25 protein-coding genes are annotated in these 21,446 nt (G+C 69.8%); 14 read left to right on the forward strand and 11 right to left on the reverse strand.

Annotated elements, in window-relative coordinates; translation table 11 throughout:
- Window positions 1-1,578 (forward strand): molybdopterin biosynthesis protein (locus tag C438_RS11795; RefSeq protein ID WP_004969631.1); only part of this gene is annotated, 1,578 nt, incomplete at its 5' end.
- Window positions 1,579-1,677: 99 nt separating this feature from the next.
- On the forward strand, window positions 1,678-2,424 hold the full coding sequence (locus tag C438_RS11800; RefSeq protein WP_004969632.1) for a response regulator: 747 nt from the start codon (window positions 1,678-1,680) through the stop codon (window positions 2,422-2,424).
- A 62-nt stretch (window positions 2,425-2,486) separates the two neighbouring features.
- Here C438_RS11800 and C438_RS11805 read toward each other — a convergent pair whose 3' ends face one another.
- The 8 genes from C438_RS11805 to C438_RS11840 all read right to left on the reverse strand — a co-directional run bounded on the left by C438_RS11805 (window position 2,487) and on the right by C438_RS11840 (window position 8,186).
- Complete coding sequence (locus C438_RS11805; protein WP_004969633.1) at window positions 2,487-3,155, reverse strand: HAD family hydrolase; 669 nt, start codon at window positions 3,153-3,155, stop codon at window positions 2,487-2,489.
- Window positions 3,156-3,201: 46 nt separating this feature from the next.
- Window positions 3,202-3,597: an LWR-salt protein gene (gene lwrS / locus C438_RS11810; RefSeq protein WP_004969634.1), complete on the reverse strand. Its 396-nt coding sequence runs from the start codon at window positions 3,595-3,597 to the stop codon at window positions 3,202-3,204.
- Window positions 3,594-3,869, reverse strand: a complete 276-nt coding sequence (locus tag C438_RS11815; protein ID WP_004969635.1) for a 4a-hydroxytetrahydrobiopterin dehydratase — start codon at window positions 3,867-3,869, stop codon at window positions 3,594-3,596. The genes lwrS and C438_RS11815 overlap by 4 nt, the downstream gene beginning before the upstream one ends.
- Before the next feature lie 45 nt (window positions 3,870-3,914).
- Entirely contained in the window at window positions 3,915-4,442 is a 528-nt protein-coding gene (locus C438_RS11820; protein ID WP_004969636.1) for a hypothetical protein, read from the reverse strand.
- 62 nt (window positions 4,443-4,504) lie between these two features.
- On the reverse strand, window positions 4,505-5,899 hold the full coding sequence (hemA, locus tag C438_RS11825; protein WP_004969637.1) for a glutamyl-tRNA reductase: 1,395 nt from the start codon (window positions 5,897-5,899) through the stop codon (window positions 4,505-4,507).
- The gene (locus C438_RS11830) at window positions 5,896-6,543 is read right to left on the reverse strand and encodes a precorrin-2 dehydrogenase/sirohydrochlorin ferrochelatase family protein (RefSeq protein ID WP_004969638.1); all 648 of its coding nucleotides are present in this window, start codon (window positions 6,541-6,543) and stop codon (window positions 5,896-5,898) included. Before C438_RS11830 ends, hemA begins: the two co-directional genes overlap by 4 nt.
- A gap of 1 nt (window position 6,544) precedes the next feature.
- The gene (gene ahbB / locus C438_RS11835) at window positions 6,545-7,606 is read right to left on the reverse strand and encodes a siroheme decarboxylase subunit beta (protein ID WP_004969639.1); all 1,062 of its coding nucleotides are present in this window, start codon (window positions 7,604-7,606) and stop codon (window positions 6,545-6,547) included.
- A 181-nt stretch (window positions 7,607-7,787) separates the two neighbouring features.
- Window positions 7,788-8,186, reverse strand: a complete 399-nt coding sequence (locus tag C438_RS11840; RefSeq protein WP_004969640.1) for a DUF5778 family protein — start codon at window positions 8,184-8,186, stop codon at window positions 7,788-7,790.
- A 108-nt stretch (window positions 8,187-8,294) separates the two neighbouring features.
- On the opposite strand from C438_RS11840, the gene uppS reads away from it, so the two are divergent.
- Window positions 8,295-9,224 (forward strand): polyprenyl diphosphate synthase, encoded by a 930-nt coding sequence (gene uppS / locus C438_RS11845; protein WP_004969641.1) that lies wholly within the window; start codon window positions 8,295-8,297, stop codon window positions 9,222-9,224.
- A gap of 37 nt (window positions 9,225-9,261) precedes the next feature.
- Here uppS and C438_RS11850 read toward each other — a convergent pair whose 3' ends face one another.
- Complete coding sequence (locus C438_RS11850; RefSeq protein ID WP_004969642.1) at window positions 9,262-9,870, reverse strand: undecaprenyl diphosphate synthase family protein; 609 nt, start codon at window positions 9,868-9,870, stop codon at window positions 9,262-9,264.
- A 150-nt stretch (window positions 9,871-10,020) separates the two neighbouring features.
- Between C438_RS11850 and C438_RS11855 the strand changes: the two genes are divergently transcribed.
- Window positions 10,021-11,334: a DUF92 domain-containing protein gene (locus C438_RS11855; RefSeq protein WP_004969643.1), complete on the forward strand. Its 1,314-nt coding sequence runs from the start codon at window positions 10,021-10,023 to the stop codon at window positions 11,332-11,334.
- Window positions 11,331-11,798: a GNAT family N-acetyltransferase gene (locus C438_RS11860; protein WP_004969644.1), complete on the forward strand. Its 468-nt coding sequence runs from the start codon at window positions 11,331-11,333 to the stop codon at window positions 11,796-11,798. The genes C438_RS11855 and C438_RS11860 overlap by 4 nt, the downstream gene beginning before the upstream one ends.
- 59 nt (window positions 11,799-11,857) lie before the next feature.
- Here C438_RS11860 and dnaG read toward each other — a convergent pair whose 3' ends face one another.
- Window positions 11,858-13,273, reverse strand: coding sequence for a DNA primase DnaG (gene dnaG / locus C438_RS11865; RefSeq protein WP_004969645.1), 1,416 nt, complete (start codon window positions 13,271-13,273; stop codon window positions 11,858-11,860).
- 213 nt (window positions 13,274-13,486) lie between these two features.
- Window positions 13,487-14,236, reverse strand: coding sequence for a sugar phosphate isomerase/epimerase family protein (locus C438_RS11870; protein ID WP_049918038.1), 750 nt, complete (start codon window positions 14,234-14,236; stop codon window positions 13,487-13,489).
- A gap of 216 nt (window positions 14,237-14,452) precedes the next feature.
- Here C438_RS11870 and C438_RS11875 point away from each other — a divergent pair, with 216 nt between their 5' ends.
- From C438_RS11875 to C438_RS11915, 9 genes are all read left to right on the forward strand, one after another.
- On the forward strand, window positions 14,453-14,668 hold the full coding sequence (locus C438_RS11875) for a DUF3311 domain-containing protein (protein ID WP_004042215.1): 216 nt from the start codon (window positions 14,453-14,455) through the stop codon (window positions 14,666-14,668).
- Entirely contained in the window at window positions 14,668-16,167 is a 1,500-nt protein-coding gene (locus C438_RS11880; protein ID WP_004969647.1) for a sodium:solute symporter family protein, read from the forward strand. Before C438_RS11875 ends, C438_RS11880 begins: the two co-directional genes overlap by 1 nt.
- Window positions 16,168-16,236: 69 nt before the next feature.
- Entirely contained in the window at window positions 16,237-16,521 is a 285-nt protein-coding gene (locus C438_RS11885) for an amphi-Trp domain-containing protein (protein ID WP_004969648.1), read from the forward strand.
- Between the two features lie 74 nt (window positions 16,522-16,595).
- Window positions 16,596-17,114: a GNAT family N-acetyltransferase gene (locus C438_RS11890; RefSeq protein WP_004969649.1), complete on the forward strand. Its 519-nt coding sequence runs from the start codon at window positions 16,596-16,598 to the stop codon at window positions 17,112-17,114.
- A gap of 136 nt (window positions 17,115-17,250) precedes the next feature.
- Window positions 17,251-18,048, forward strand: a complete 798-nt coding sequence (locus C438_RS11895) for a YqcI/YcgG family protein (RefSeq protein ID WP_004969650.1) — start codon at window positions 17,251-17,253, stop codon at window positions 18,046-18,048.
- A 28-nt stretch (window positions 18,049-18,076) separates the two neighbouring features.
- Window positions 18,077-18,661: a cysteine hydrolase family protein gene (locus C438_RS11900; RefSeq protein ID WP_004969651.1), complete on the forward strand. Its 585-nt coding sequence runs from the start codon at window positions 18,077-18,079 to the stop codon at window positions 18,659-18,661.
- A gap of 88 nt (window positions 18,662-18,749) precedes the next feature.
- Window positions 18,750-19,133 (forward strand): hypothetical protein, encoded by a 384-nt coding sequence (locus C438_RS11905; RefSeq protein WP_004969652.1) that lies wholly within the window; start codon window positions 18,750-18,752, stop codon window positions 19,131-19,133.
- 114 nt (window positions 19,134-19,247) lie between these two features.
- Window positions 19,248-20,372 carry a putative sulfate/molybdate transporter gene (locus C438_RS11910; RefSeq protein ID WP_004969653.1) on the forward strand — a complete coding sequence of 375 codons (1,125 nt, stop codon included), beginning with the start codon at window positions 19,248-19,250 and terminating at the stop codon, window positions 20,370-20,372.
- Window positions 20,373-20,423: 51 nt separating this feature from the next.
- On the forward strand, window positions 20,424-21,350 hold the full coding sequence (locus C438_RS11915) for an HFX_2341 family transcriptional regulator (protein ID WP_004969654.1): 927 nt from the start codon (window positions 20,424-20,426) through the stop codon (window positions 21,348-21,350).
- Window positions 21,351-21,446: the final 96 nt, after the last annotated feature.

Consider the following 21,446-nt stretch of genomic DNA (forward strand, 5'->3'; position numbering starts at 1 on the left):
CCGCCGGGCGCGGACGCCGTCGTCATCGTCGAGCGCACCGAGGAGCGAGACGGCTCGCTCGTCGTCTACTCGGCGGTCGCCCCCGGCGACAGCGTGATGCCCGCCGGAACCGACATCGCCGCCGGCGCTCGCGCGCTCGGCCCCGGGACGCGCCTGACCCCCCGCGAAATCGGCCTGCTGTCGGCGCTCGGCGTCGACGAGGTGCCGGTCCGCGGGAAGCCGACCGTGGGCATCGTCTCGACCGGCGACGAACTCGTCCGGCCGGGCGACGAACTGCGCTCGGAGGCGGGCGAAATCTACGACGTGAACTCCTACACCATCGCCGCGGGCGTCGAAGAGGCCGGCGGCGTGCCGAAGCTCTACCCCCACGCGGGCGACGACTACGAGGAGATGGAGCGCCTGCTCCGCCGGGCGGCCGACGAGTGCGACCTCGTGCTCTCGTCTGGCTCGACGTCCGCGAGCGCGGTCGACGTCATCTACCGCGTGGTCGAAGAGCGCGGCGAACTCCTGCTTCACGGCGTCTCCGTCAAGCCCGGCAAACCCATGCTCGTCGGCACGCTCGGCGAGGGGAGCGCCTACATCGGTCTGCCGGGCTACCCGGTGTCGGCGCTCACCATCTTCCGGACGTTCGTCGCGCCGGCGGTCCGCGACGCCGCGGGCCTCCCGGAGCCCCGGACGGCGACGGTCGAGGGCGCGATGGCCGCCCGCGAGCGGTACGCCGAGGGGCGGACGCGGCTCATGCCCGTCGGCCTCGTCGACGACGGCGACGGCAACACGCTCGTCTACCCCGTCGACAAGGGGTCGGGCGCGACGACGAGCCTCGTCGAGGCCGACGGCGTCGTCGAGGTCCCGGCAGACGTGGAGTACCTCGCCGAGGGCGAGTCGGTGACGGTCCAGCTGTTCTCGCCCGACGTTCGCGCGCCGGACCTGCTCGGCGTCGGCGAGGACGACCCCGCGCTCTCGCGCGTCCTCGACCGCGTGTCGTCGCCGCGGTACCTGCCGTTCGGCTCCCGCGAGGGCCTGCGACGGCTCCGAGACGGCATCTCCGACGTGGCCGTCGTCGCGGGCGACCGGGGTGACGCCATCGACGGCATCGACGCGGTCGAACTCGGTTCGTGGACCCGCGAGTGGGGGCTCGTGGTGCCCGCCGGCAACCCCGATGGGGTCTCCGGGCTCGCGGACCTCGTGGACGGCGACCTCAGCTTCGTCAACCGGGATTCGAACTCCGGCCTGCGGACCGACCTCGGCAACGCGGTCGCCGCTCTCGCCGACGAGCGCGGGACGACCCGCCACGAACTCGTCGAGTCCATCGAGGGGTTCGACCGGGGGTCGAAGGCGTTCGAAAGCCCCGCGCGGGCGGTCGCCGCCGGCCGCGCCGACGCCGGACTCGGTCTCCGCGCGACCGCCGACTCGCTCGGGCTCGACTTCGTCTCGCTCGGGACACAGCCGGTCGCCGTCCTCGCGAACCCCGACCGGGCCGAGAAACCCGGCGTCGATTCGTTCCGCGACGCGCTCGCGGCGAGCGACGACGTGTTTGCCGCCCTCGCAGGGGTCGAGAGGGGCCAAGCGCCGCGGTAACGTTTTAGAAAGCCGCCGGGAGCGGTTCAGATATTCGCGTTTCGCTGAAGTATAAACTAAGTGGAACGTTTTTATCCACGTAGCGTGTATATCTGGTATATGAACCGCCCTCTGAAGGTCCTACACGTCGACGACGACCCCGAGATGCTCGCCCTCTCGGCCGCCGCGTTCCGCCAACTCGACGCCGTCTCCTTTCGCACCGCCGAGTCGGCGACCGAGGCGCTCGACGTCATCTCCGCCGAGTCGGTCGACTGCGTCGTGAGCGACTCGCTCGTCCTCCCAAACGGCGTCCCGCTCGTCAAGGCAGTCCGACAGAAACACGCGGACATTCCCATCCTCCTGTTCACGGCGAAAGAGTGGCCCGAGGTCGCCGACGTCGCCGCGACCGCCGGCGTCACCGAGTACGTCCAGAAAGCCGGTCCCGGCGACCTCGCGACGGTCCTCCAGCGGGTCCGCGACCTCGTCGACGACGACAGCGTCGACTCCGCGCTCGCCGTCGGGGTTTCCGCGGTCACGCGGGCCCTCGAAGAACACGCCGACGCGACCGCCGAGGCGTCGTTCGGCCTCGACGACAACTGGGAACTCGTCGGGCAGTGGCTCGGCGACGATGAACTCGGCATCGTCATCGTGGAGTCCGTCGAGTCCTACGGCGGACTCTCGGCCATCGAGACGCCGCTGTACGAGTACATCGACACCGACGCGCTGGAAGAACTGCTCCGCCCCGTCGTCGAAGACGAAGAGCGCCCCGGCATCGAGGTCCGGTTCCCCTACGAGGACATCCAAGTCGCCGTCACGAGCACCGGCGACATCTTCGCCCGCCCGTCGACCGAGCGGACGCTCTCCTGAGCGTCGGCTCCTCATTTTCGTCTTCGTCTTCGTCTTCGTTTTCTCGCCCGCCGAGTCGAACCTCAGCCGGACCGGACGAGGTCGTCGAAGCTCTCGACGCGGTACTCGCCGAGCACGCATCGCCCGCGGTGTTCCGAGCCGTGGCGTTCGACGTGGATGCCGTCCAAGCCGGCGTTCCACGCGGCCCCGATGTCGCTTTCGCCGTCGCCGGCGAGCACGCCCGCGGTGCCGCCGTCGGTCAGGAGCCGGTCGTCGAGCCCCAGTTCGCCGATGGCGCGTCGGACCGGCGCGGCGTCGGGTTTCCACCCCGTCTCCTCGGTACAGCAGACGACGGTATCGAACCAGTCGCGCACGTCGAGGTGGTCCAACACGGGGTCGGTCAGGAACTGCTGGCAGTGGGTGACGATGCCGACCGGGCGGCCGGCGGCGTGAATCTCCTCGATGAGACGCTCGGCGTCGTCGTGGAGGTACGTCACTTCAGCTCGCTTTGCGGGGTCTTCCTCGCGGTGGAACGCGGGCCAGAACTCGGCGGGGTCGATACCCCACTCGCGGAGCATCGGGTCGCGCGCGCCGCCGAGCCCGTGCCAGATGGTCTCGGCTTCGCGGTCCGTGAACCGCCGGCCCAGTCGGTCGCCGACGCGGTCGAACACGTCGCGCGTGTACGACCAGTCGGCGTCGACGAGGGTTCCGTCGAGGTCGAACAGCCAGAAATCGTAGTCATCGGCGACCATTCGGACAACACAGTACGTCAGGCGTGGATAAATGTCTTCCCCCGCGTCACGAATCGCTCGATTCGACGCGAATCGCGCTCCCGAGGTACTTGTGGAGCACCTCCCGGACCGAGTCGGCGTTGAACGCGTCGAGGTCCGCGGCGACGGCCTCGCGGAAGGCGTCCAGCGACGCCTCGTCGGCCCGGAGTTCGGAGAACGAACACGAGACGACGTTCACGTCGAGCCACGACGCCGCGAGGTCGCGAGCGTGGCGCTCGTCGTTCACCTCGCCGCGCCACAGCGCGTCGCGGAACAACAGCCAGCCCTCCTCGCCGGGCGGCGGCGGCGTGACGCGGACCGTCGTCTCGAACTCCCGCGGGTCGGTCTCGACGTCGGCGGCCGCGTCGAGGCGGAAGCGGACCCGGAAGACGTAGGTGAGCGCCGCGGTCCCCTCGTCTGTCACAGCTCGTCGTCGAACAGGTCGGCGAGCCGGAGGTCTTTGTCGGTGATGCCGCCCTCCTCGTGACTCGTGAGGCGGACTTCGACCTCTTGATATCGAATCGTTATCTCGGGGTGGTGGAACTCCTCTTCTGCGACCTCGCCCACGCTGGCGGCGAACGCGACGCCGTCGAGGTAGTCGTCGAACTCGTAGACGCGGACGATTTCGTCGCCGTCGCGTTCCCAACCCGACCCGAGCTGTGCGTCGATTTCGTCGTCCGAGAGCAGGTCTGCCATGCCGAACCCGTCGGGTGGCACCCCGATAAGGATTCTGCCGGACTGTCAGGTCCCGCCCGCGCGGAGGACGAACCGCGGCCCCGTCAGGAGCCGTCGCCCCTTGCGGTCGCGGCCGCGGACGATGCGTCCCGTGACCGACACCTCGTCGCCGCGGGCGACGACCCCCGGCACTTCCTCGCCGCCGAACGCGACGTGGCCGGCCGGCGGAACGCGGACCCGAACCTCGCCGGTCGGGTCACGGAGAACGAACGGGCGCGTCGCGCGGCCGACAACCGACCGACCGGCCTCCCCTCGTCGGTCGCCGGCGCTCGCGTCGTCCCGCCAGACCTCGACCGCCGGCCCGTCGCCCGCGACTCCCGCGACGGTGCCGACGACGGTCGCCCGTGCGACGCCGTCGAGGTCGCACACCCGCCGTTTCGGGGTCGCCTCGACGAGCCGGCGACGCGCCCGCGCACGGAGGCGGGTCACGAGATGCCGGCCGACGGTCGGCCACGCGCGGGCGGCGGCTCGTCGGCGGTCGGCGTCGAGTCGGGAGCGATGCGCGAGGCTCGTCGATTTCGGTCGGCGTCCCATCGACGCGGGGTGGTCCCGCGTTCGGATAAGAAGGTTCGCTCGCCGCCCGCTTCGGCCGCCAGTCAGTCGTCGGAGAGCTGTTCGAGGACGCGCCGGGGCACCTCGCCTTCGAGCGCCTCACGGTCGAGGTCCTCTGGCGGCTCGCCCGAGAACTCGATGGACGGCCCGGACGGCTCGGACGGCCCGGCGGAGTCCGACCCGCCGAGGTCGTCGAAGCCGGGGTCGAAAAGCCGCATGGCGGTCTGGATGGTCGTCCAGTCGTCGTCGCCGGCGGCGTCGCGGAGGCTCTTGGTCGGCGCGGCGAGAATCTGGCCGACGAGCGCGTCCGCGAGCGACTCGACCGTCTCGCGCTGTTCGTCGGTGAGGTCGCCCTGCGCTTCGAGCTTTGACAGCGCCGTCGACACCTCGCGGCGCTTGACGTGCTCTGCGGCCTCGTACATCGAGCTGATGGCCTCGTCGGCGCGCTTGCGCTTGTAGGCGGCGAGCAGGCGGTCGAACTCCTCGTCTATCATCGCCTCGACCTCGCGGGCGGCCTCCTCGCGGCGCTCCGCGGTCCGGTCGGTCACCGTCTCCAAATCGTCGATGTCGCGGACGCGGACGCCGTCGATGTCGGCGGCGGCGGGGTCGACGTCCCGCGGCTGGGCGATGTCGATGAGCATCGTCTCGCCGGCGTCGTCCAACTGGTCCGGCGTGACGACGTAGTCGGGACTGCTCGTCGCCGTGATGACGAGGTCGGCGTCGCGGAGGCGACCGCGGAGGTCGCCCAGTCCCGCGGCCTCCGAGACGCCCGGCACCTCGCGGGTGAGGTGGCGGGCGTTGGCGACCGTCCGGTTCGCGACGACGAGGTCGCCCACGTCGACCGACGCGAGCGCCTTGGTCGCGAGCGTGCCCATCTCGCCGGCTCCCACGACGAGGGCGTCCACCTCGCCGACGGGGGCGTCGAGTTCGGCCCGGGCGAGCCTGACGGCGGCGCTCCCGAGCGAGACGGCGCCCTCGTTGATTGCCGTCTCGTCGCGGGCGCGCTCGCCGACGTGGACGGCCTTCATGAGCGCGTCTTCGAGCATCGGGCCGATGGCGTCGCGTTCGCGGGCGGCCTCGATGCCGGCTTTGACCTGTCCGAGAATCTGGTCCTCGCCGAGGACGAGCGATTCGAGCCCCGACGCCACGCGCATGAGGTGGCGGAGGGTCTCTTCGTGGTCCATGTAGCGGACGCTCCCGTCTCGGACGTCGGGAGCGAAATCGTCGAGCGCGCGGCGGCCGTCGGCCGCGTCGTCGGTGACGACGTACGCCTCGGCGCGGTTACACGTCTGCAGGGAAAACGCCTCGGAGACGCCGTCGCAGGCGAGGAGTCGCTCGACGACCGTCCGAACGTCGTCGCTCGACGCGGCCTCAATCTCGCGAACGCTGGCCCGGTCGTGGGCGACGCTCACACCGGAGATGACGCCCGAATCTCTCATGAATCACCTCGCTGTGTGTCTCGTATCACGCGCGCTGCCTCTCGTCGGGGGTTTGCATCGCCGGTACGTAAAGCCTTCCAAACCGACGGGTCTCGCACGACCGCGCGAATCGCATCACGGCGCTCTGTTGGCGACCGGTCGGACGCCTTGAGCTCCGCGCGAAGCTCCGCGGTCAGCGCGGCCATCTCGCCCGCCCCCGCCAACTCGGCTTCGACGCGCTCTCGGAGGTGCTTCGAGAGGGCCGGGCTCGCGCCGCCGGTCGTGATCGCCACTGACACGTCGCCGTCCTCGACGGTGGCCGGGACGACCACGCTCCCCGCGTCGCGCTCGCCGCTCCGGTCAGCCCGGTTGACGAGTGCGCCGGCGTCTCGGGCCGCCGCGACGACCGCGTCGTTCACGGCGTCGTCGTCAGTCGCGGCAACGACGAGCGCCGGGGCGAACCGCTCGACCCAGTCGGGCACCTCGTCGGGCGCGGGGGCCGCTCGAACGAGTTCCGCGTCGCCGAAGTCGCGGTCGGCGAACTCGGGGCTGACGACGACGGTCCGCGCCTCGCGGGCGAACCGGCGGGCCTTCCGCGCGCCGACGGGCCCCCCGCCGAAGACGACGACCGTCTCGTCGGAGAGGTCGTGGACAAGCGGAATCATCTCACTCCGTGTTCGCCTCGGCTCGTTCGTCCAGCCTGATTCCCGTCTTCTTCAGGATGCGCGTCGAGAACAGGGTGTCCCAGTCGTCGTCGCCGACGTCCCAGTAGTCGCTCATGACCTCGCGCACCTGTTCGATGCGGGCCTCGCTTTCCTCCTCGGAGCGGCCGTGGGTCATCGCGAAGAAGTTGTACGGCCAGACGCCCTCGTGTCGCGGCCGGCGGTAGCAGTGGGTGACGAAGTCCAGCGCGGCGATTTCGGGGCCGACCTCCAGCACGAGGTCGTCGGGGACGTTCCAGACGGTCATCCCGTTTTCCGAGTAGCCGAGCGCGTAGTGGTTCGGGATGACGCCGACGCGGCGGACCTTCCCCTCCAGATTGAACCGCTTGATGGTCTCGACGACCCACGCCGGGTCCTGTCCGACTGCCTCCGCCACGTCGGCGTAGGGCGTCTCCGTAATCGGCAGGCCGCCCTGAATCTCCATGACGAGGTCGCGCTCGTCGGGCGTCAGTGCGCGCGCGTCCGTCGGCTCCACGTCGGGGCCGAGATGCGAGAGGTCGAGGTCGCCGTCCGAGATGGGACCGTCGAGGAGGAACTTCGCGCCGACGTGGAACTCGCGGCGCTTGGGCATGTTGTACGTCGCTTGGCCCGTCTCGGCTTCGATGTCGCCGAGCACCTCCTCGACCCGCGACTCGTCGGCGACCGAGACGACGAACCACATGTTCAGGTGGGGGTGCTCGCGCTCGTAGTTGTGCGCGACCTCGCGGTGGGCGTTCACCTGCTCGGCCACCTCGTCGAACCGCTCTGGGGGCGCGTGCATGGCGACGAGCGTCGCCGTGCCGCCGATTTCCTCGGCGTTGACGAGCGCGCCGAACCGCGAGAGGACGCCCTCCTCGTCGAGCGTCCGCACCCGCTCGCAGAGGTCGGCCGCCGACACGTCCACCCCGCGCTCGCGGAGCGCGGCCGCCGCTGGCTCGAAGGGACGTTCGACGACGGGGAACCCGCCCTGGAAGGCGTTGACGATGGCGCGGTCGAGACGAGAGAGGTCCACGTCCGCCTGTATCATGCGCGTCACTCGGGATGCGAGGCGGATAAACGCCTCGCTTGTTCTCACCGCGGCGAACAGAACCGAACGCCCGGCGAACCGTCCGTGAACGGTCGACGCGAGCGGGGCGAGCGCCCCCGCTCGTGAAGTTAAAAAGGACGTTCGAGCGTCGACGGGCCGCGGCCCGCGTCGATTGACCGCCTCAGGGGACCGGCGTGACGCGGTCGACGTCGTCGAGCGCTTCGAGCCCCTCGACGATGGCGTCCTGGTCGGCGATGGCCTCGTAGTAGAACACGAGGTCGAACGTGCCGTCGCGGACGAGCTGTTGGCACTCCCAGACGAACTCGTCGTCCTCGACGGAGAGGCCCTGGAACTGGTTGGACGAGAAGTCGGTGTCGTCGTTGCCGGCGTAAATCCACGCGTCGCCCTTCCCCGCGTGCTCGGCGATTACCTCGTTGATTTCGACGGTCAGATCCTGCATCTCCAGGTCCTCGCGGCTGGTGAGGTCGGTGTGGACGATGGCCCCGACGAGTTCGATGTCGCCGGGTTCGAGGAGCGCGAGGGTCCGCTGGTAGAGGTCCTCGTCGATAGTCTCGCTCATGTCCGAGTCTTCTCGGGGAGGTACAAACGGGTGGCGATTCGTCGCCCGGCGCACCGTGCGACGGTGTAACCCACAAGACACATTGCCTCGGGAGACGACCGACGGTACATGTTCGGGTGGGTCCGACGCGGCTTTCGACGCGCCTACGAGCGGGTGCTCGACCGGGAGATAGACGACGGACCGACCCACGTCGCCATCATTCAGGACGGCAACCGCCGGTACGCCCGGAAGAACGGCGACGACGCCCCCGACGGCCACAGGGCCGGCGCGCAGACGACCGAGGACGTGCTGACGTGGTGCGAGGAACTCGGCATCGAGGAGCTGACGCTGTACACCTTCTCGACCGAGAACTTCGACCGGCCGGACCACGAGCGCGAACCCCTCTTCGACCTCATCGAGGACAAGCTCTACGAGTTCGCCGACGCCGACCGCGTCCACGAAAGCGAGGTCGCCGTGCGCGCCATCGGCGAGGTCGACATGCTCCCCGACCGCGTCCGCGACGCCGTCGACTACGCGGAGTCCCGGACCGCCGACTACGACGGCTTCACCCTCAACATCGCACTCGCGTACGGCGGTCGGGCGGAACTCCTCGGGGCCGCCCGCGACGTCTGCCGGGCGGTCGACCGCGGCGACCTCTCGCCCGACGAGGTGGACGTGTCGGCGGTCGACCGCCGCCTGTCCAGAAAGCCCGTCCGCGACGTGGACCTCATCATCCGCCCCGGCGGCGACGAGCGCACCTCGAACTTCCTGCCGTGGCACGCCAACGGCAACGAGGCCGCGGTCTACTTCTGTGCGCCCTACTGGCCGGAGTTCTCGAAGGTCGACTTCCTCCGCGGCATCCGCACCTACGAGTCCAGAGAGCAGTCGTGGCAACGCACCCGGACCGAGCGCGCCGTCACGCTCGTCCGGGCCGTCGCCGAAGTCGAGTTAGAGGACGCCCGAACCGTCGCGGGTCGGCTCCGCGAGCAACTCCCCTCGTCGGGGGCCGACGAGGTGTCCGCGGAGTTGGCGAAGCGGACCGACGAGACGGCCGACTGAGTCGGTCGGCGACGCGGTCGCGAGCGCGGGGTTCGGCCTAGCGGCCAAACCTCCGCTGACGGTCCTGATAGTCCCGCAGCGCCCGCAGGTAGTCCCGCTTCCTGAAGTCCCGCCAGTTCACGTCGGTGAAGTAGAGTTCGGCGTAGACGGACTGCCAAATCATGAAGTCCGACAGGCGCTCCGCGCCCGTCTTGACCACGAAGTCCGGCTCGTCGGGGAACACGAGGCGCTGTTCGATGTCCGCGGCGTCGATGTCGTCGGGGTCGAGCGCGCCCTTCTCGACCTCCTCGGCCAGCGACTGGACGACCGAGGCGAACTCGCGTTTCCCGCCGAGGCCGATGCTGACCTGCACGGGGGCGTCGGCGCGCTCGGTGTCGCCCGGCTCGCGGACCTCGACCCGCTGGGGCACGTCGAGGTCGCGGAGCTCGCGGGCGAGCGTCGGGACGACCGCCTCGTCGAGGACGCTCACGGAGATGGTGACGCGGTCGCTTCCGAACTCGAACGCCCAGCCGACGAACGCTTCGAGCGTGTCGTACGCGCCCTGTTCCAGCAGGTCGCGCTCGGTGATGACGAGCGCGACGTGCTCGGGGGCGTCGGCGTCGTCGAGGCGGAACCGGAGGGCGAGATAGGAGTCGTACAGTCCCACGAGAGTCGTTCTCGGGGCGATTCTCCTAACGCTTCGGGTTCGGCGTCGCCCCCGAGATTCGGACCCTCAGACACCGGCCCGCGGACCCGCGGTGGCGCGGTCGTCGGTGATGTCGGGAGGGTTAAGTGCGCGTCGGGGATACCGAATGGTGTGACTTCCACGGTACGGCGAGCGGGCGGATTCGCGGTCGTCGGGACGTTGGCCCTCGCGGCCCCCAGTCTCGGCGCGGCCGCCTTCGCGCCCTTCGCCGCAGTCGCGCTCTTGGCGGCCTTCGTCGTCGACGACGGCCCCCTCTTCGAGCTGTTCGCGCGCCCCGGCGACCGGCAGGACGGCCGGCTCAACGGGCTCGCCGGGTTCGCACTGGCCGCGACGGGCCTCGCCCTCTTGGCGACGGTCCCGCGCGTCACGATGCCGCTTTCGGTGTTCGCCGCCGCGGTGTTGATACTCGCCTACGGCAACCTCGGCGCGCGACTGGTGGATTCGAGAACGCCCGACGAGTCGCTTCGCGCGGCGGGCTTCGTCGGGAGTGCGGTCCTCGCCGGCACGGCGGGACAGGCGGCCATCGCGTCGCTGACGGGCGACGCCGTGCTCCTCTCCCGGTTCGTCCTGCTCGCGGCCGTCGGCGGCCTCGTCGGCGCGGTGCTTCGGACGGTCCTCTACGAGCGCGACGACCCGCTCGTCATGCTCTCTATCGGACTCGTCCTCTGGGGCGTCGAGGTGCTCGCCGGCCCGGTGTCGCCGACGCAGACCGCGGTCGCGCTCGCCCTCACGGTCGCGCTCGGCTACGCCGCCTACGCCCTCGGCACGGCCTCCGTCGCCGGCATGATTACCGGCGTGCTCCTCCTGCTCTTCGCGGTCGTCTTCGGCGGCTTCGGCTGGGCGCTCGTGCTCGTCTCCTTCTTCGGCGTCGGCGCGCTCGCCACCAAGTTCCGGTACGACAGCAAGGCCGAACGCGGCGTCGCCGAGGGCAACGACGGCGCTCGCGGCACCGGCAACGTCCTCGGCAACTCGGGCGTCTCGCTCGTCTCCGTCGTCGGCTACGCCGCGGCGCAGACCCTCGGTTATCCGTTCGTCAGCGACCTGCTCGTCCTCGCGTTCGCCGGGTCGGCCGCCGCCGCGATGAGCGACACGCTCTCCAGCGAAATCGGCGGGCTGTTCGACCAGCCGCGGCTCATCACCTCGCTCAAGCCCGTTCCGGCCGGGACCGACGGTGCGGTGACGTGGCAGGGCGAGGTCGCCGGCGCGCTGGGCGCGGCCCTCGTCGCGGGCGTGAGCGTGCTGGTCCTTCCCCTGCCGGCGCAGACGGCCGCAATCGCGATTCTCGCCGGCGGCCTCGTCGGCATGACGGTCGACAGCCTCCTCGGCGCGACGGTCGAGGGGGCCGGCCTCGGCAATCAGGCGGTCAACTTCCTCGCCACGTTCGCCGGCGCGCTGGGCGCGGTCGTCGTCTGGATTCCGCTGTGACGGGGGACGGCCGTGACGGGGGCGACGCCGACGTGACGGACGCTCGCGTTCGCCCCGCCCGCACCGCCGACGTGCCGGCCGTCGAGTCGCTCCAGCGGCTCGTCTCCCACCCGTCTCCCGACCTGTTGGACGCGTGGCCCGCCGTCGGCACGCTCCTCGTCGCCGTCGACGCCGCCGACCGGCCGGTCGGCTACCTCCTCGGCGTCGGCGCGCACGTTGTCGAACTCGCCGTCTCGCCCGACTACCGGCGCGAGGGGCGCGCCACCGCGCTCGTGGAGGCCTTCCGCGACGCGCGCCGTTCTGACGCCGACGCGGCCGATACGGCTGACGCGCCGCTCACGTTGCTGGTCCATCCGGAGAACGGCGGCGCGCGCGCCTGCTACGAGGCGCTCGGGTTCCGCCGGGACGCCCGCGTCCCCGACGCCTTCGACGGCGACGACGGGCTTCGGCTCGTTCTCGACTGATTGAGGCCGGTCGTCGTCTCGGTCGGCGTCGCGTGTGTCGTGTATGTCGTGGTCCGCTCTCAGTCGAGGAGCTGGTCCGCGGTTCTGACGCGGACGCTGACGGGCTTTTTCACGTACTCGCCGGCCGACCGCGCCACGACGTGTCCGACGCCGCGCTGGGCCGCGATATCGACGAGCTTCTGGCTCGCCTCGCCGTCGACGACGACGATTGCCGGGGCGGGGTCGGCGTACTCGACGGCGTCGTAGACCGTCTCGACCGCGACCTCGTCGTCGATGCCGAGGTCGGCGTCCAACAGGCGGGCCATGCCGCTCTCGTCGGCGATGACCTCCCGAACGTGGTCGGCGAGCGAGGGCCGCTCGACCGCCGGTTCGACCGCCTCGGCGACGGCTTCGACCTCGGACTCGGTGAACACCTCCGTGTCGGGGGCGGCGTCGGCGTCGATGTCGGCGCGTGCGCCCGTGGCGTCCGCGGGCTTTTCGACCGCGACGGTGCCACCGTTGCCGCCCTCGGCAGGCGCTTCGCTGACCGCATCGGCCGACCCGTTCGCGGGGCCGTCTGCGGATGGAGTCGACGACGCCTCAGTCGTCGGCGACTCCGTGCGAGGGTCCGTCGGGGCCTCCCCCGTCCCGTTGACGGCGGCGACGGCGGCCCGGAAGTCCCCGTCGCCGTCGTCGGGGAGCGACGAGAGCGCGACCTTGTTCCGGAGGGCGCGGACGACCGACGCGCGGTCGAGGTCCTCGACCGACCGGCCGTCGGGCGCAAAGGCGACGTAGTCCACGTCGCCGACCTGCGAGAGTTCGCGCAGGATGAGTTCGCCGCCGCGGTCGCCGTCGAGGAACGCCGTGACGGTCCGCTCTTGGGTGAGGCCGGCGACCGTGTCGGGGACGTTCGTCCCCTCGACGGCGACGGCGTTTTTGATGCCGTAGCGGAGGAGGGTGAGCACGTCGGCGCGCCCCTCGACGACGACGATGGCGTCGGAGTCGGCGACGCGGGGGCCGGCCGGCAGGCCGTGGTACTCGGTGATGTCCTCGACGCGGACGCTCTCTTTGACCTCTTCGAGAATCTCGGTCGAGGACATCACGGTGTCGTCGAACGACTCCGTGAGGAGTTCCTTTGCGCGCTCGACGATCATCCGGCGCTTGGCCTCGCGCACGTCCTCGATGTTCGTGACCTCGATGACGGCCTGACAGGGGCCGACGCGGGTCAGCGTCTCCAGCGAGGCCGCGAGGATGGCCGTCTCGACTTTGTCGAGACTGCTGGCGATGGTCATCTGGCCGAACGAGTGGCCGTTTTCCGAGTCTATCTGTACGTCTATCCGACCGACCTTGGAGGACTGTTGGAGGTCGCGGAGGTCGAGCTCGTCGCCGAGGAGGCCCTCGGTCTGGCCGAAGACGGCCCCGACGACGTCGCTCCGTTCGACGACCCCGTCGGCGGAGATGGAAGCGTGAATGAGATATTTTGCAGTGTCGTCCATTGGTGAAGTCACCCCGCTTGGGGTGGTAATGTGATGATTGTGATGGCGTCATGGGCCGACCCCACGAACGTCATTATATAAGTTGCGCCCGAGGGAAATATCTATCGTGGCCGATGGTTCGAACGTCGGCCGGCCGCTCGCCGCCGCCCCCGAACCCGCTGTGACCTCGGCGAACGGGCGCTCTCCCGCCGGCGTCGCCGCCCGCCCGATTCGTTACGCCTCCTCGTCGGTTCGGTGCGTCGCGACGAAACCCCCGGCGTCCCGACAGAACGCCGCCGGGTCCTCCGGGAAGTCGTGTTCGGCGACGGCCCACTCGACGAACCCGTCGCGGGCGGCCGCGAGACAGCGGTCGATGTCCAGTTCGCCCTCGCCGAGCGGTACGGGTCGCCCGCCGCGCTCCGCGTCGGCGTCGAGAACGACGTCTTTCAGGTGGACGACCGGGGTCCGGTCGGCGTAGCGGTCGACGTACGCGACGGGGTCGTAGCCGGCGGCGAGCACCCACGCGAGGTCGAGTTCGAAGCCGATACCCGACTCCTCGGCGAGCCGGTCGAGCGCGGGCTCGCCCTCGACCGTGACGAGTTCGTGGTCGTGGTTGTGGTAGAGCAGTCTGACGCCCCGGTCGTCGCACTTCGCGGTCAGGTCGTCCAGCCGGTGTGCGGTCTCGTCGACCGCGTCGGCGTCGGCGAACGCCTCGGGCGGCAGGTACGGCACCACGAGCGTCTCGACGCCGAGTGCGCCGTAGCGCTCGCAGACCGCGTCGAGGTCGGCTTCGAGGTCCTCGATGGGGACGTGGGCGGCGGGAGCGGCGACCCCGGTCTCGTCGAGCGCCGCGCGGACCGCCGCCGCGTCGTCGACGCCCGCGAACTCCACCCCGTCGAAGCCGGCGTCCGCGGCGCGGCGAACGAGCGCCGCGGTCGGCTCGTCGAGGTCTCGAAGCGAGTAGAGCTGGATGCCGAAGTTCATGTGCGTCCGCTCGTCCGCGCCGCTGGAAACTGTTTCGGCGCTCGGTCCGCCGCGGCCGACCGACGAGACCGCCGCTCCGCCGCCCGCGACGCGGCCGCGACGTGGGTGGTCCCGGTCGTTCGACGGCCGGTGTTGAAGAAAATAGTTCTTCAATACGGGGCAACGTAGGTCGATAGAGTAAGATTTACGCCTCGTTATCGATTATCGTTCCTACGAATGACGCGAGTGCGCATCGACTACCGCTGGGTTGCCGTCTTCGCAATCCTCGTGACGTTCGCCGTCCCGTGGTTCCTCTGGGGCGACAGCAGGGTCTTCGCCGGCCTGCCGCTGTGGCTCTGGTGGCACATCGGCTGGATGGGCCTGACCGCGGTCGTCTTCCACCTGTTCACCCGGACGGCGTGGGACCGCGGCATCGTCGGGGAGGGTCGCTGATGGTCTCGGCGCTCGGCATCCAACTCGGCGTCGTCGGCGCGTACCTCGTGGTCGCGCTCGCGGTCGGCTTACTCGCCTACCGGCTGACCAGCCGCGACGCGGAGGACTACTACCTCGCCGGCCGCTCCATCGGCACCGTCGTCCTCCTGTTTACGACCTTCGCGACGCTCCTCTCTGCCTTCACGTTCTTCGGCGGCCCCGACCTCGCCTACCGGGCCGGCCCCGAGTGGATTCTCGTGATGGGCGTCATGGACGGCGTGCTGTTCGCAATCCTCTGGTACGTCGTCGGCTACAAGCAGTGGCTCGTCGGCCGCGCCCACGGCTACGTCACCCTCGGCGAGATGCTCGGCGACCGCTTCGGCTCGACCCGCCTGCGCGCCCTCGTCGCCGGCATCAGCCTGTTTTGGCTGTTCCCGTACGTGATGCTCCAGCAGATGGGCGCGGGCGAGGCCATCGTCGGCCTGACCAACGGGATGGTCCCGTACTGGGCCGGCGCGGCCGGTATCACGGTGTTCATGATTGCCTACGTCGTCATCGCGGGGCTCCGCGGCGTCGCGTGGACCGACACCCTGCAGGGGCTGTTCATGCTCGGCGTCGTCTGGCTCGCGGTCGGCTGGGTCGCCACCGCGGCCGGCGGCCCCACGGCGCTCTCGAACGCCCTCGCGACGAACGAACCCGAGTTCCTCGCGCTCGGCGGCGGCCTCTACTCGCCGCAGTTCATCATCTCGTCGGCCGTCACCATCGCCTTCGGCGTGGCGATGTTCCCGCAGATAAACCAGCGCTTCTTCGTCGCCAAGTCGAGCGCCGTCCTCAAGCGCTCGTTCGCCCTGTGGCCCGTGCTCGTCGTCCTGCTTTTCGTGCCCGCGTTCATCCTCGGCACGTGGGCCGCCGGCCTCGGTGTCACCGTCCCCGAGGGCGCGAACGTCCTCCCCGTGCTCCTCAACGAGTACACGCCGGTGTGGTTCGCCGCGCTCGTCATCGCCGGCGCGATGGCCGCGATGATGTCGTCGTCGGACTCGATGCTCCTGTCTGGGTCGTCGTACTTCACCCGCGACCTCTACCGACCGTTCGTCAATCCCGACGCGAGCGAGGCCCGCGAGGCGTGGCTGGCCCGCATCGGCGTCGCCCTGTTCGCCACGCTCACCTTCGTCGCCAGCCTGTTCCGCCCCGGCACGCTCGTCTCGGTCGGCGACACCGCCTTCGGCGGGTTCGCACAGATGGCCCTGCCGGTCATCGTCGCGCTCTACTGGGCGAAGACGACCCGAACGGGCATGTTCGCCGGCATCCTCGGCTCGCAGGCGTTCTACCTCGCGCACGTGTTCGTCCCCGCAATCGAAGTCGGGTCGGTGACGCTGTTCGGCGCGACCTACCTCACGTGGGACTACGCCCTCTGGGGGATGGCGCTGTCGGCGCTCTTGACCGTCGGCGTCTCCGCGATGACCGCCGCCGCGCCCGAGGAGAACCAGTCTCGCTTCACCGACGGCCTCCGTGCCGACTGAGCCCGGACCGCCGCCGGTCCGGGTTCGACCGTACCGAACCTTATCCCCCTGCGCGAGTAACGTCTCTCCATGCCCGAAGAAGTGCTGTTCAAATCCGAGAACCGACAGACCCGCGCCGAAATCGCCTCGTACCTCCGCGCCGTCGCCGACAAACTCGACGCGGGCGAGCCGATTACGCTGAAATCTGGGGACCAGACGGTGACGATGGAGCTGCCCGCGTCGCCGACGTTCGAGGTGAAAGCCGAGCGCGAGGGCCCCGCGGGGAGCCCCGGCGAACTGAGCGTCGAGTTCGAACTCGAATGGGACGAGGGCGCGGACGACGGTGCCGACGCGAGCGGCCTCGAAATCGAGTGAGGCGGTCGGAACCCGCTTCAGCGACCGGCGAATACAGTTACTCTTTTGACACCGCCGCGAGTCGTCGGTGACTCATGGGAACTCGACCGCTCCGAGCCGACGAGGTGGAGGACTTAGTGGACGACCTGTGGCTCCCGTTCGCCGCGGAGATGGGCGATGTCGACGACTACGACGCGCTGGCCGAGGACGCGGACGTGCGCGCCGAGGCGCTCGACTACCGGTCCGAGCAGGTGGAAACCGAGGGCGTTCAGACGTTCGTCGCGGTCGCGGACGGGGAGTCGGCGGCGGAGTCTGGGGCGGGACCGGACTCCGACGAGAGGTCGCTCCGCGGGTACGTCACCGTCGCCGCGTCCGAGTCGCCGCCCGTGTTCGCCCGCGGGCCGGTCGCCAAGGTGAAAGACCTCTACGTCGCGCCCGCGGCCCGAGGCGAGGGCGTCGGCACGGAACTCCTCGAACGGGCCCACGAGTGGGGCCGCGACCGGGGGTGCGAGCGGGCCGCCCTGAGCGTCCACGCCGACAACGACGCCGCCCGGTCGTGTTACGAGTCGATGGGGTACGAGACGCGGTATCTGAAGCTTGACCGCCCGCTCTGAAGCTCGACCGCCAGCTCTGAAGCTGGGGATGACGGCGACTTCGACCGCCAGACCGAGGGTCGTTCCCCGCCGTTTCGAGGGTCGGGTTCGGCCGGCGAACCCGAACTCTCAAAGCCGCTGACTCCAATTGACGCGCATGAACGAGTCGGGTCACCAAGTGCTCATGGAGCAGGACGTGCTCCGCCGCCGCCTCGACGACGGCGACCTCCCCGACTGGGCGAGAAAGCACTACGAGACGTTCCGCGAGACGATGCTCGGCGACCGCGACGGCGCGCCGTTCCCGTGTTACTTCGGTATCGAGTCCGAGCGAAACGGCGACGCCCTCTACACCTTCGTGGATTCAATGACCGACAAGGACGCGCTGTTGGCGCTCCGCGAGAGCCTCCTCGAATATCTGGAGGTGTACCCCGACTACTCCGAGGCGTGCTCGCTCGTCACGTTCTTCAAGCCGCCGGCGGAGGACCTCTCCGAGGCCGACTACCACGAGCGACTCTGGCACATCCTCCAGTTCCTCCACGTCAACGACCCCGAGCCGTGGCCGGCGGACATCCCGACCGACCCCGACGACCCGACGTGGGAGTTCTCCTTCGGCGGCGAGCCGATGTTCCCGACGACCCGCGCGCCGTTCTACGACGAGCGCGTCAGTCGCTACTGCCCGTGGGGGCTCGAAATCACCTTCCAGCCGCGCGCGCTGTTCGACGGCATCACCGCCGACACCGAGGCCGGCCAGAAGGCCCGCGAGGTCATCCAGAACCGCATCGAGGAGTACGACGGCGTCTGCCCGCACGCCGACCTCGGCGACTGGGGCGTCGAGGGCGACCGCGAGTGGCCGCAGTACATGTTCTCGTCGGACGAGTCGCAAGCGCCCGACGAGTGCCCGATTCGCATCACCCGCGAGCACCCGAAAGTGCCGATGGCTCCGGCGGACGACTGATGTCGGGGTCCGATTCGGGGGCCGACCGATGACCGCCGTCGACTTCCCGGCCGACGCCGACCTCTCGGCCGACGCCGTGCTCGTCTGTATCGATATGCAGGTCGGCTTCGACGACCCCGCGTGGGGCGACCGCAACAACCCCGAGATGGAGGCGCGCGTCGCCGACCTGCTCGCGGCGTGGCGCGCGGCCGACCGCCCGGTCGTCCACGTCCGCCACGACTCCACCGAACCCGACTCGCCGCTTCGGAGCGACCGCGAGGGCTTCGCGTGGAAGCCGGAAGCCGAACCCGCCGACGGCGAACCGGTGTTCACGAAGCGCGTCAACAGCGGTTTCATCGGGACCGACCTCGAAGCGTGGCTCCGCGAGCGCGACGCCTCGACGCTCGTCGTCTGCGGTCTCACGACCGACCACTGCGTCTCGACGACCACTCGGATGGCCGAGAACCTCGGCTTCGAGGTGTTCGTCCCCGCGGACGCGACCGCGACGTTCGAACGCGAGAGCTACGACGGCGAGCACTTCTCGGCCGACGAGATGCACCGCACCGCGCTGGCGCACCTCAACGGCGAGTTCGCCACCGTCGTTGCGTCGGCCGACCTGTCGGCGACGGAGTGAGCGGTCGGCGGCGAGCCCGCTGGAGCCGCCGACCTGTCGGCCGCTGGATTGTAGTTGGTTTTACATCTCCGCGTCGAGAGCGGCGCACATGGACCGCCGATTTCTCGCCGTCGTCGGGGTGTTCGACCTCCTCATCGCGGGCGGTCTCGCGCTTCTCGGCGCGCTCGCCCACCCGCTTTCTGTCGCCCGATTCGCGCTGTTCGCCGCCGCCGGCGTGCTGTTGGTCGTCGCCGGCGTCCGCGAGTCGGTCGCCCTCGGGTCGACGACCCTCCGGTGGCACGTCGTCGCGGGCGCGGGCTACGTCTGTTTCGGGCTGGCCATACTCGTGGGCGGCCTCTCGTCCGTCCTCGACACCCGCGGCGACCCCTACTTCGGCGGCCTGTTCGCGCTCCTGCTCGCCCCCGTGATGCTGTTTATGGGCGTCGATTACCTCCGCGGCGGCGTCCACTTCGACCTCTCGACGTTCGAGTGAGCGTCGGGGGTCCGCTCGAATTGGTGTAACCGCCTTCGGTTTCCCGAACTGGACACCGTGCCGCATCTCGATTACGCAAATACATTTCCCCGTTGACGCGGAATCCCCACTCAAATGGGCGTCTCGTTCCCGTACGGCGACGAACTCGCGGTGGACTTCGAGTGGCACGAGTTCACCGGCGCGGTCGGTGATTCGGTTACGGTCCTCCCCATCGTCGTCGCCGTCGCCCGCCTGACCGACCTCTCGTTGGCGGTCGTGCTCATCTGGTTCGGCGTGTTTCAGGTCGTCTGGGGGCTGTACTACGCGGCCCCGCTGTCGGTCGAACCGATGAAGGCGCTTGCCGCGCTCGTCCTCGCCGAGACGGTCACGACCGGCGAGGCGCTCCTCGCCGGATTCGGCCTCGGCGTCGTCCTCCTCGCTATCGGTCGCACCCGCTCGCTCGGTCGCGTGAGTCGCTATATCGGCGCGCCGGTCGTCCGCGGCGTCCAGTTCGGCGTCGCGCTCGTCCTCCTCTCGACGGGTCTCGAACTCGGCGCGGGTGACCTCCCGCTCGCCGGTCTTGCGGTCGCCGTCGCCGCCGTCGCCCTCCTCACCAGACGCTCGAACGTGAGCGCCCTCGCCGTCCTCGCGGTCGGCGGCGCGGTCGCCTTCGCCGACGTGGGCCACCTGTCGCTCACCGTCCCGTCGGTCGGCGACGCCGGACTGTTCTCGCTCGGGAACCTCTCGCTCTCGGCCGCGGAGGCCGCGGTCGCCCAGTTGGCGATGACCGTCGGCAACGCCGCGCTCGCCACGTCGGTCCTGCTCGCGGACTACTTCGACCGGGACATCTCCGCCGACGAACTCGCCACCAGCATGGGCGCGATGAACCTCCTCGCGGTCCCCTTCGGCGGCTTTCCCATGTGCCACGGCAGTGGCGGCGTCGCCGGCAAGTACGCCTTCGGCGCGCGGACCGCCGGCGCGAACGTGATTCTCGGCGTCGGCTACGTCCTCGTCGCCCTGTTCGCCGCCGACGTGGTCGCCGCCTACCCGGTCGCCATGCTCGGCGTCGTCTTAGCGATTATCGGCTTGCAACTGGCGCGGACGAGTCTGACCAGTCTGGCCCGCGCGGACGGCTATCCCCTCGTGGTCGCTATCGGCGTCGTCGGCGTCGCGGTGAATTTGGGCGTCGCGTTCGTCGGCGGCGTGGTCGCGTGGCTGGCGTGGGAGCGGTGGGGTCGCGCGGTGTGGGACGGGGTGTGATAGTCGGCTCAGTTGGTCGGTTTCATAACTACCCCCGCCGACGTACCACGTATGCAGACGCACATCGTTCCCGTCGGCTTCGACTACGACCGACTCATCGCGCCGCTCATCCGCGATCAGTTGGACGTGGACCGCGTCATCCTCCTCGAAGGGGCCGTCGGGAGCGAGGCGAACGTCGAGTACTCGCGGAACCTCTCGGGAAAGCTCGAAAAGGACTTCGAGAACCTCCTCGGCGCGGAGACGGAACGCGTCATCGTCGACGACGTGTACGACTACGACGCGGCGTTCGAGCAGGCGTACGACCTCATCAACGCCGAACTCGACGCCGACGACGAACTCCGCGGCGACGACGACGAACCCGGCGAGGTGTGGGTCAACGTGAGCGCGATGCCCCGGCCGGTCTCCTTCGCCTTCGCCACCGCCGCCCACTCCATCATGGTCGAGCGACAGGCCGACCGCGAGCGCATCCACACCTACTACACGGCCCCCGAGAAGTACCTCGAAACCGAACTCGCCGAGGAACTGCGAACCGAGCGCACCCTCTTACAGGACCTGCTCGAATCCGGCGAAATCGACGCCGACCGCATCCGCGAGCGCCTCGACGCCACCTCCGACCTGCTGTCGGAGTTCGACGAGCGCGGGACGACCATCGGCGCGAAGCAGATTGACGGCCGCCACATCGTCGAACTCCCGGTGGCGTCGTTCTCCAACGTCAAGCCGTTCGAGGAGGTCATCCTGTTCAAACTCGGCGAACACGGCGAGTTCGGGTCGGTCTCCGAACTCGCGGAGGCGCTCGCCCGCGAGATGAACGAGGAGTACACCGACTCCTTCCGGTCGAAGGTCATCTACAACGTCGACCGCCTCGGCCCCGGCGGCAAGGGCTACATCGAACAGGAGGAACGCGGGAAGTCCTATCGGACGCGCCTGTCCCGCATCGGCGAACTGTGGGTCCGCGCCCACGCCGACAGCGACGAGTAGGCGACGGACGACGAGTGAGTCGGCGGCGACCGCGGGCCGCGGCGTGGATAATAAACTATCTGATAGTAATTTTGTGGCGTTCGAGCCGGTGATACC

Source organism: Haloferax denitrificans ATCC 35960 (assembly GCF_000337795.1).
Taxonomy (GTDB): Archaea; Halobacteriota; Halobacteria; order Halobacteriales; family Haloferacaceae; genus Haloferax; species Haloferax denitrificans.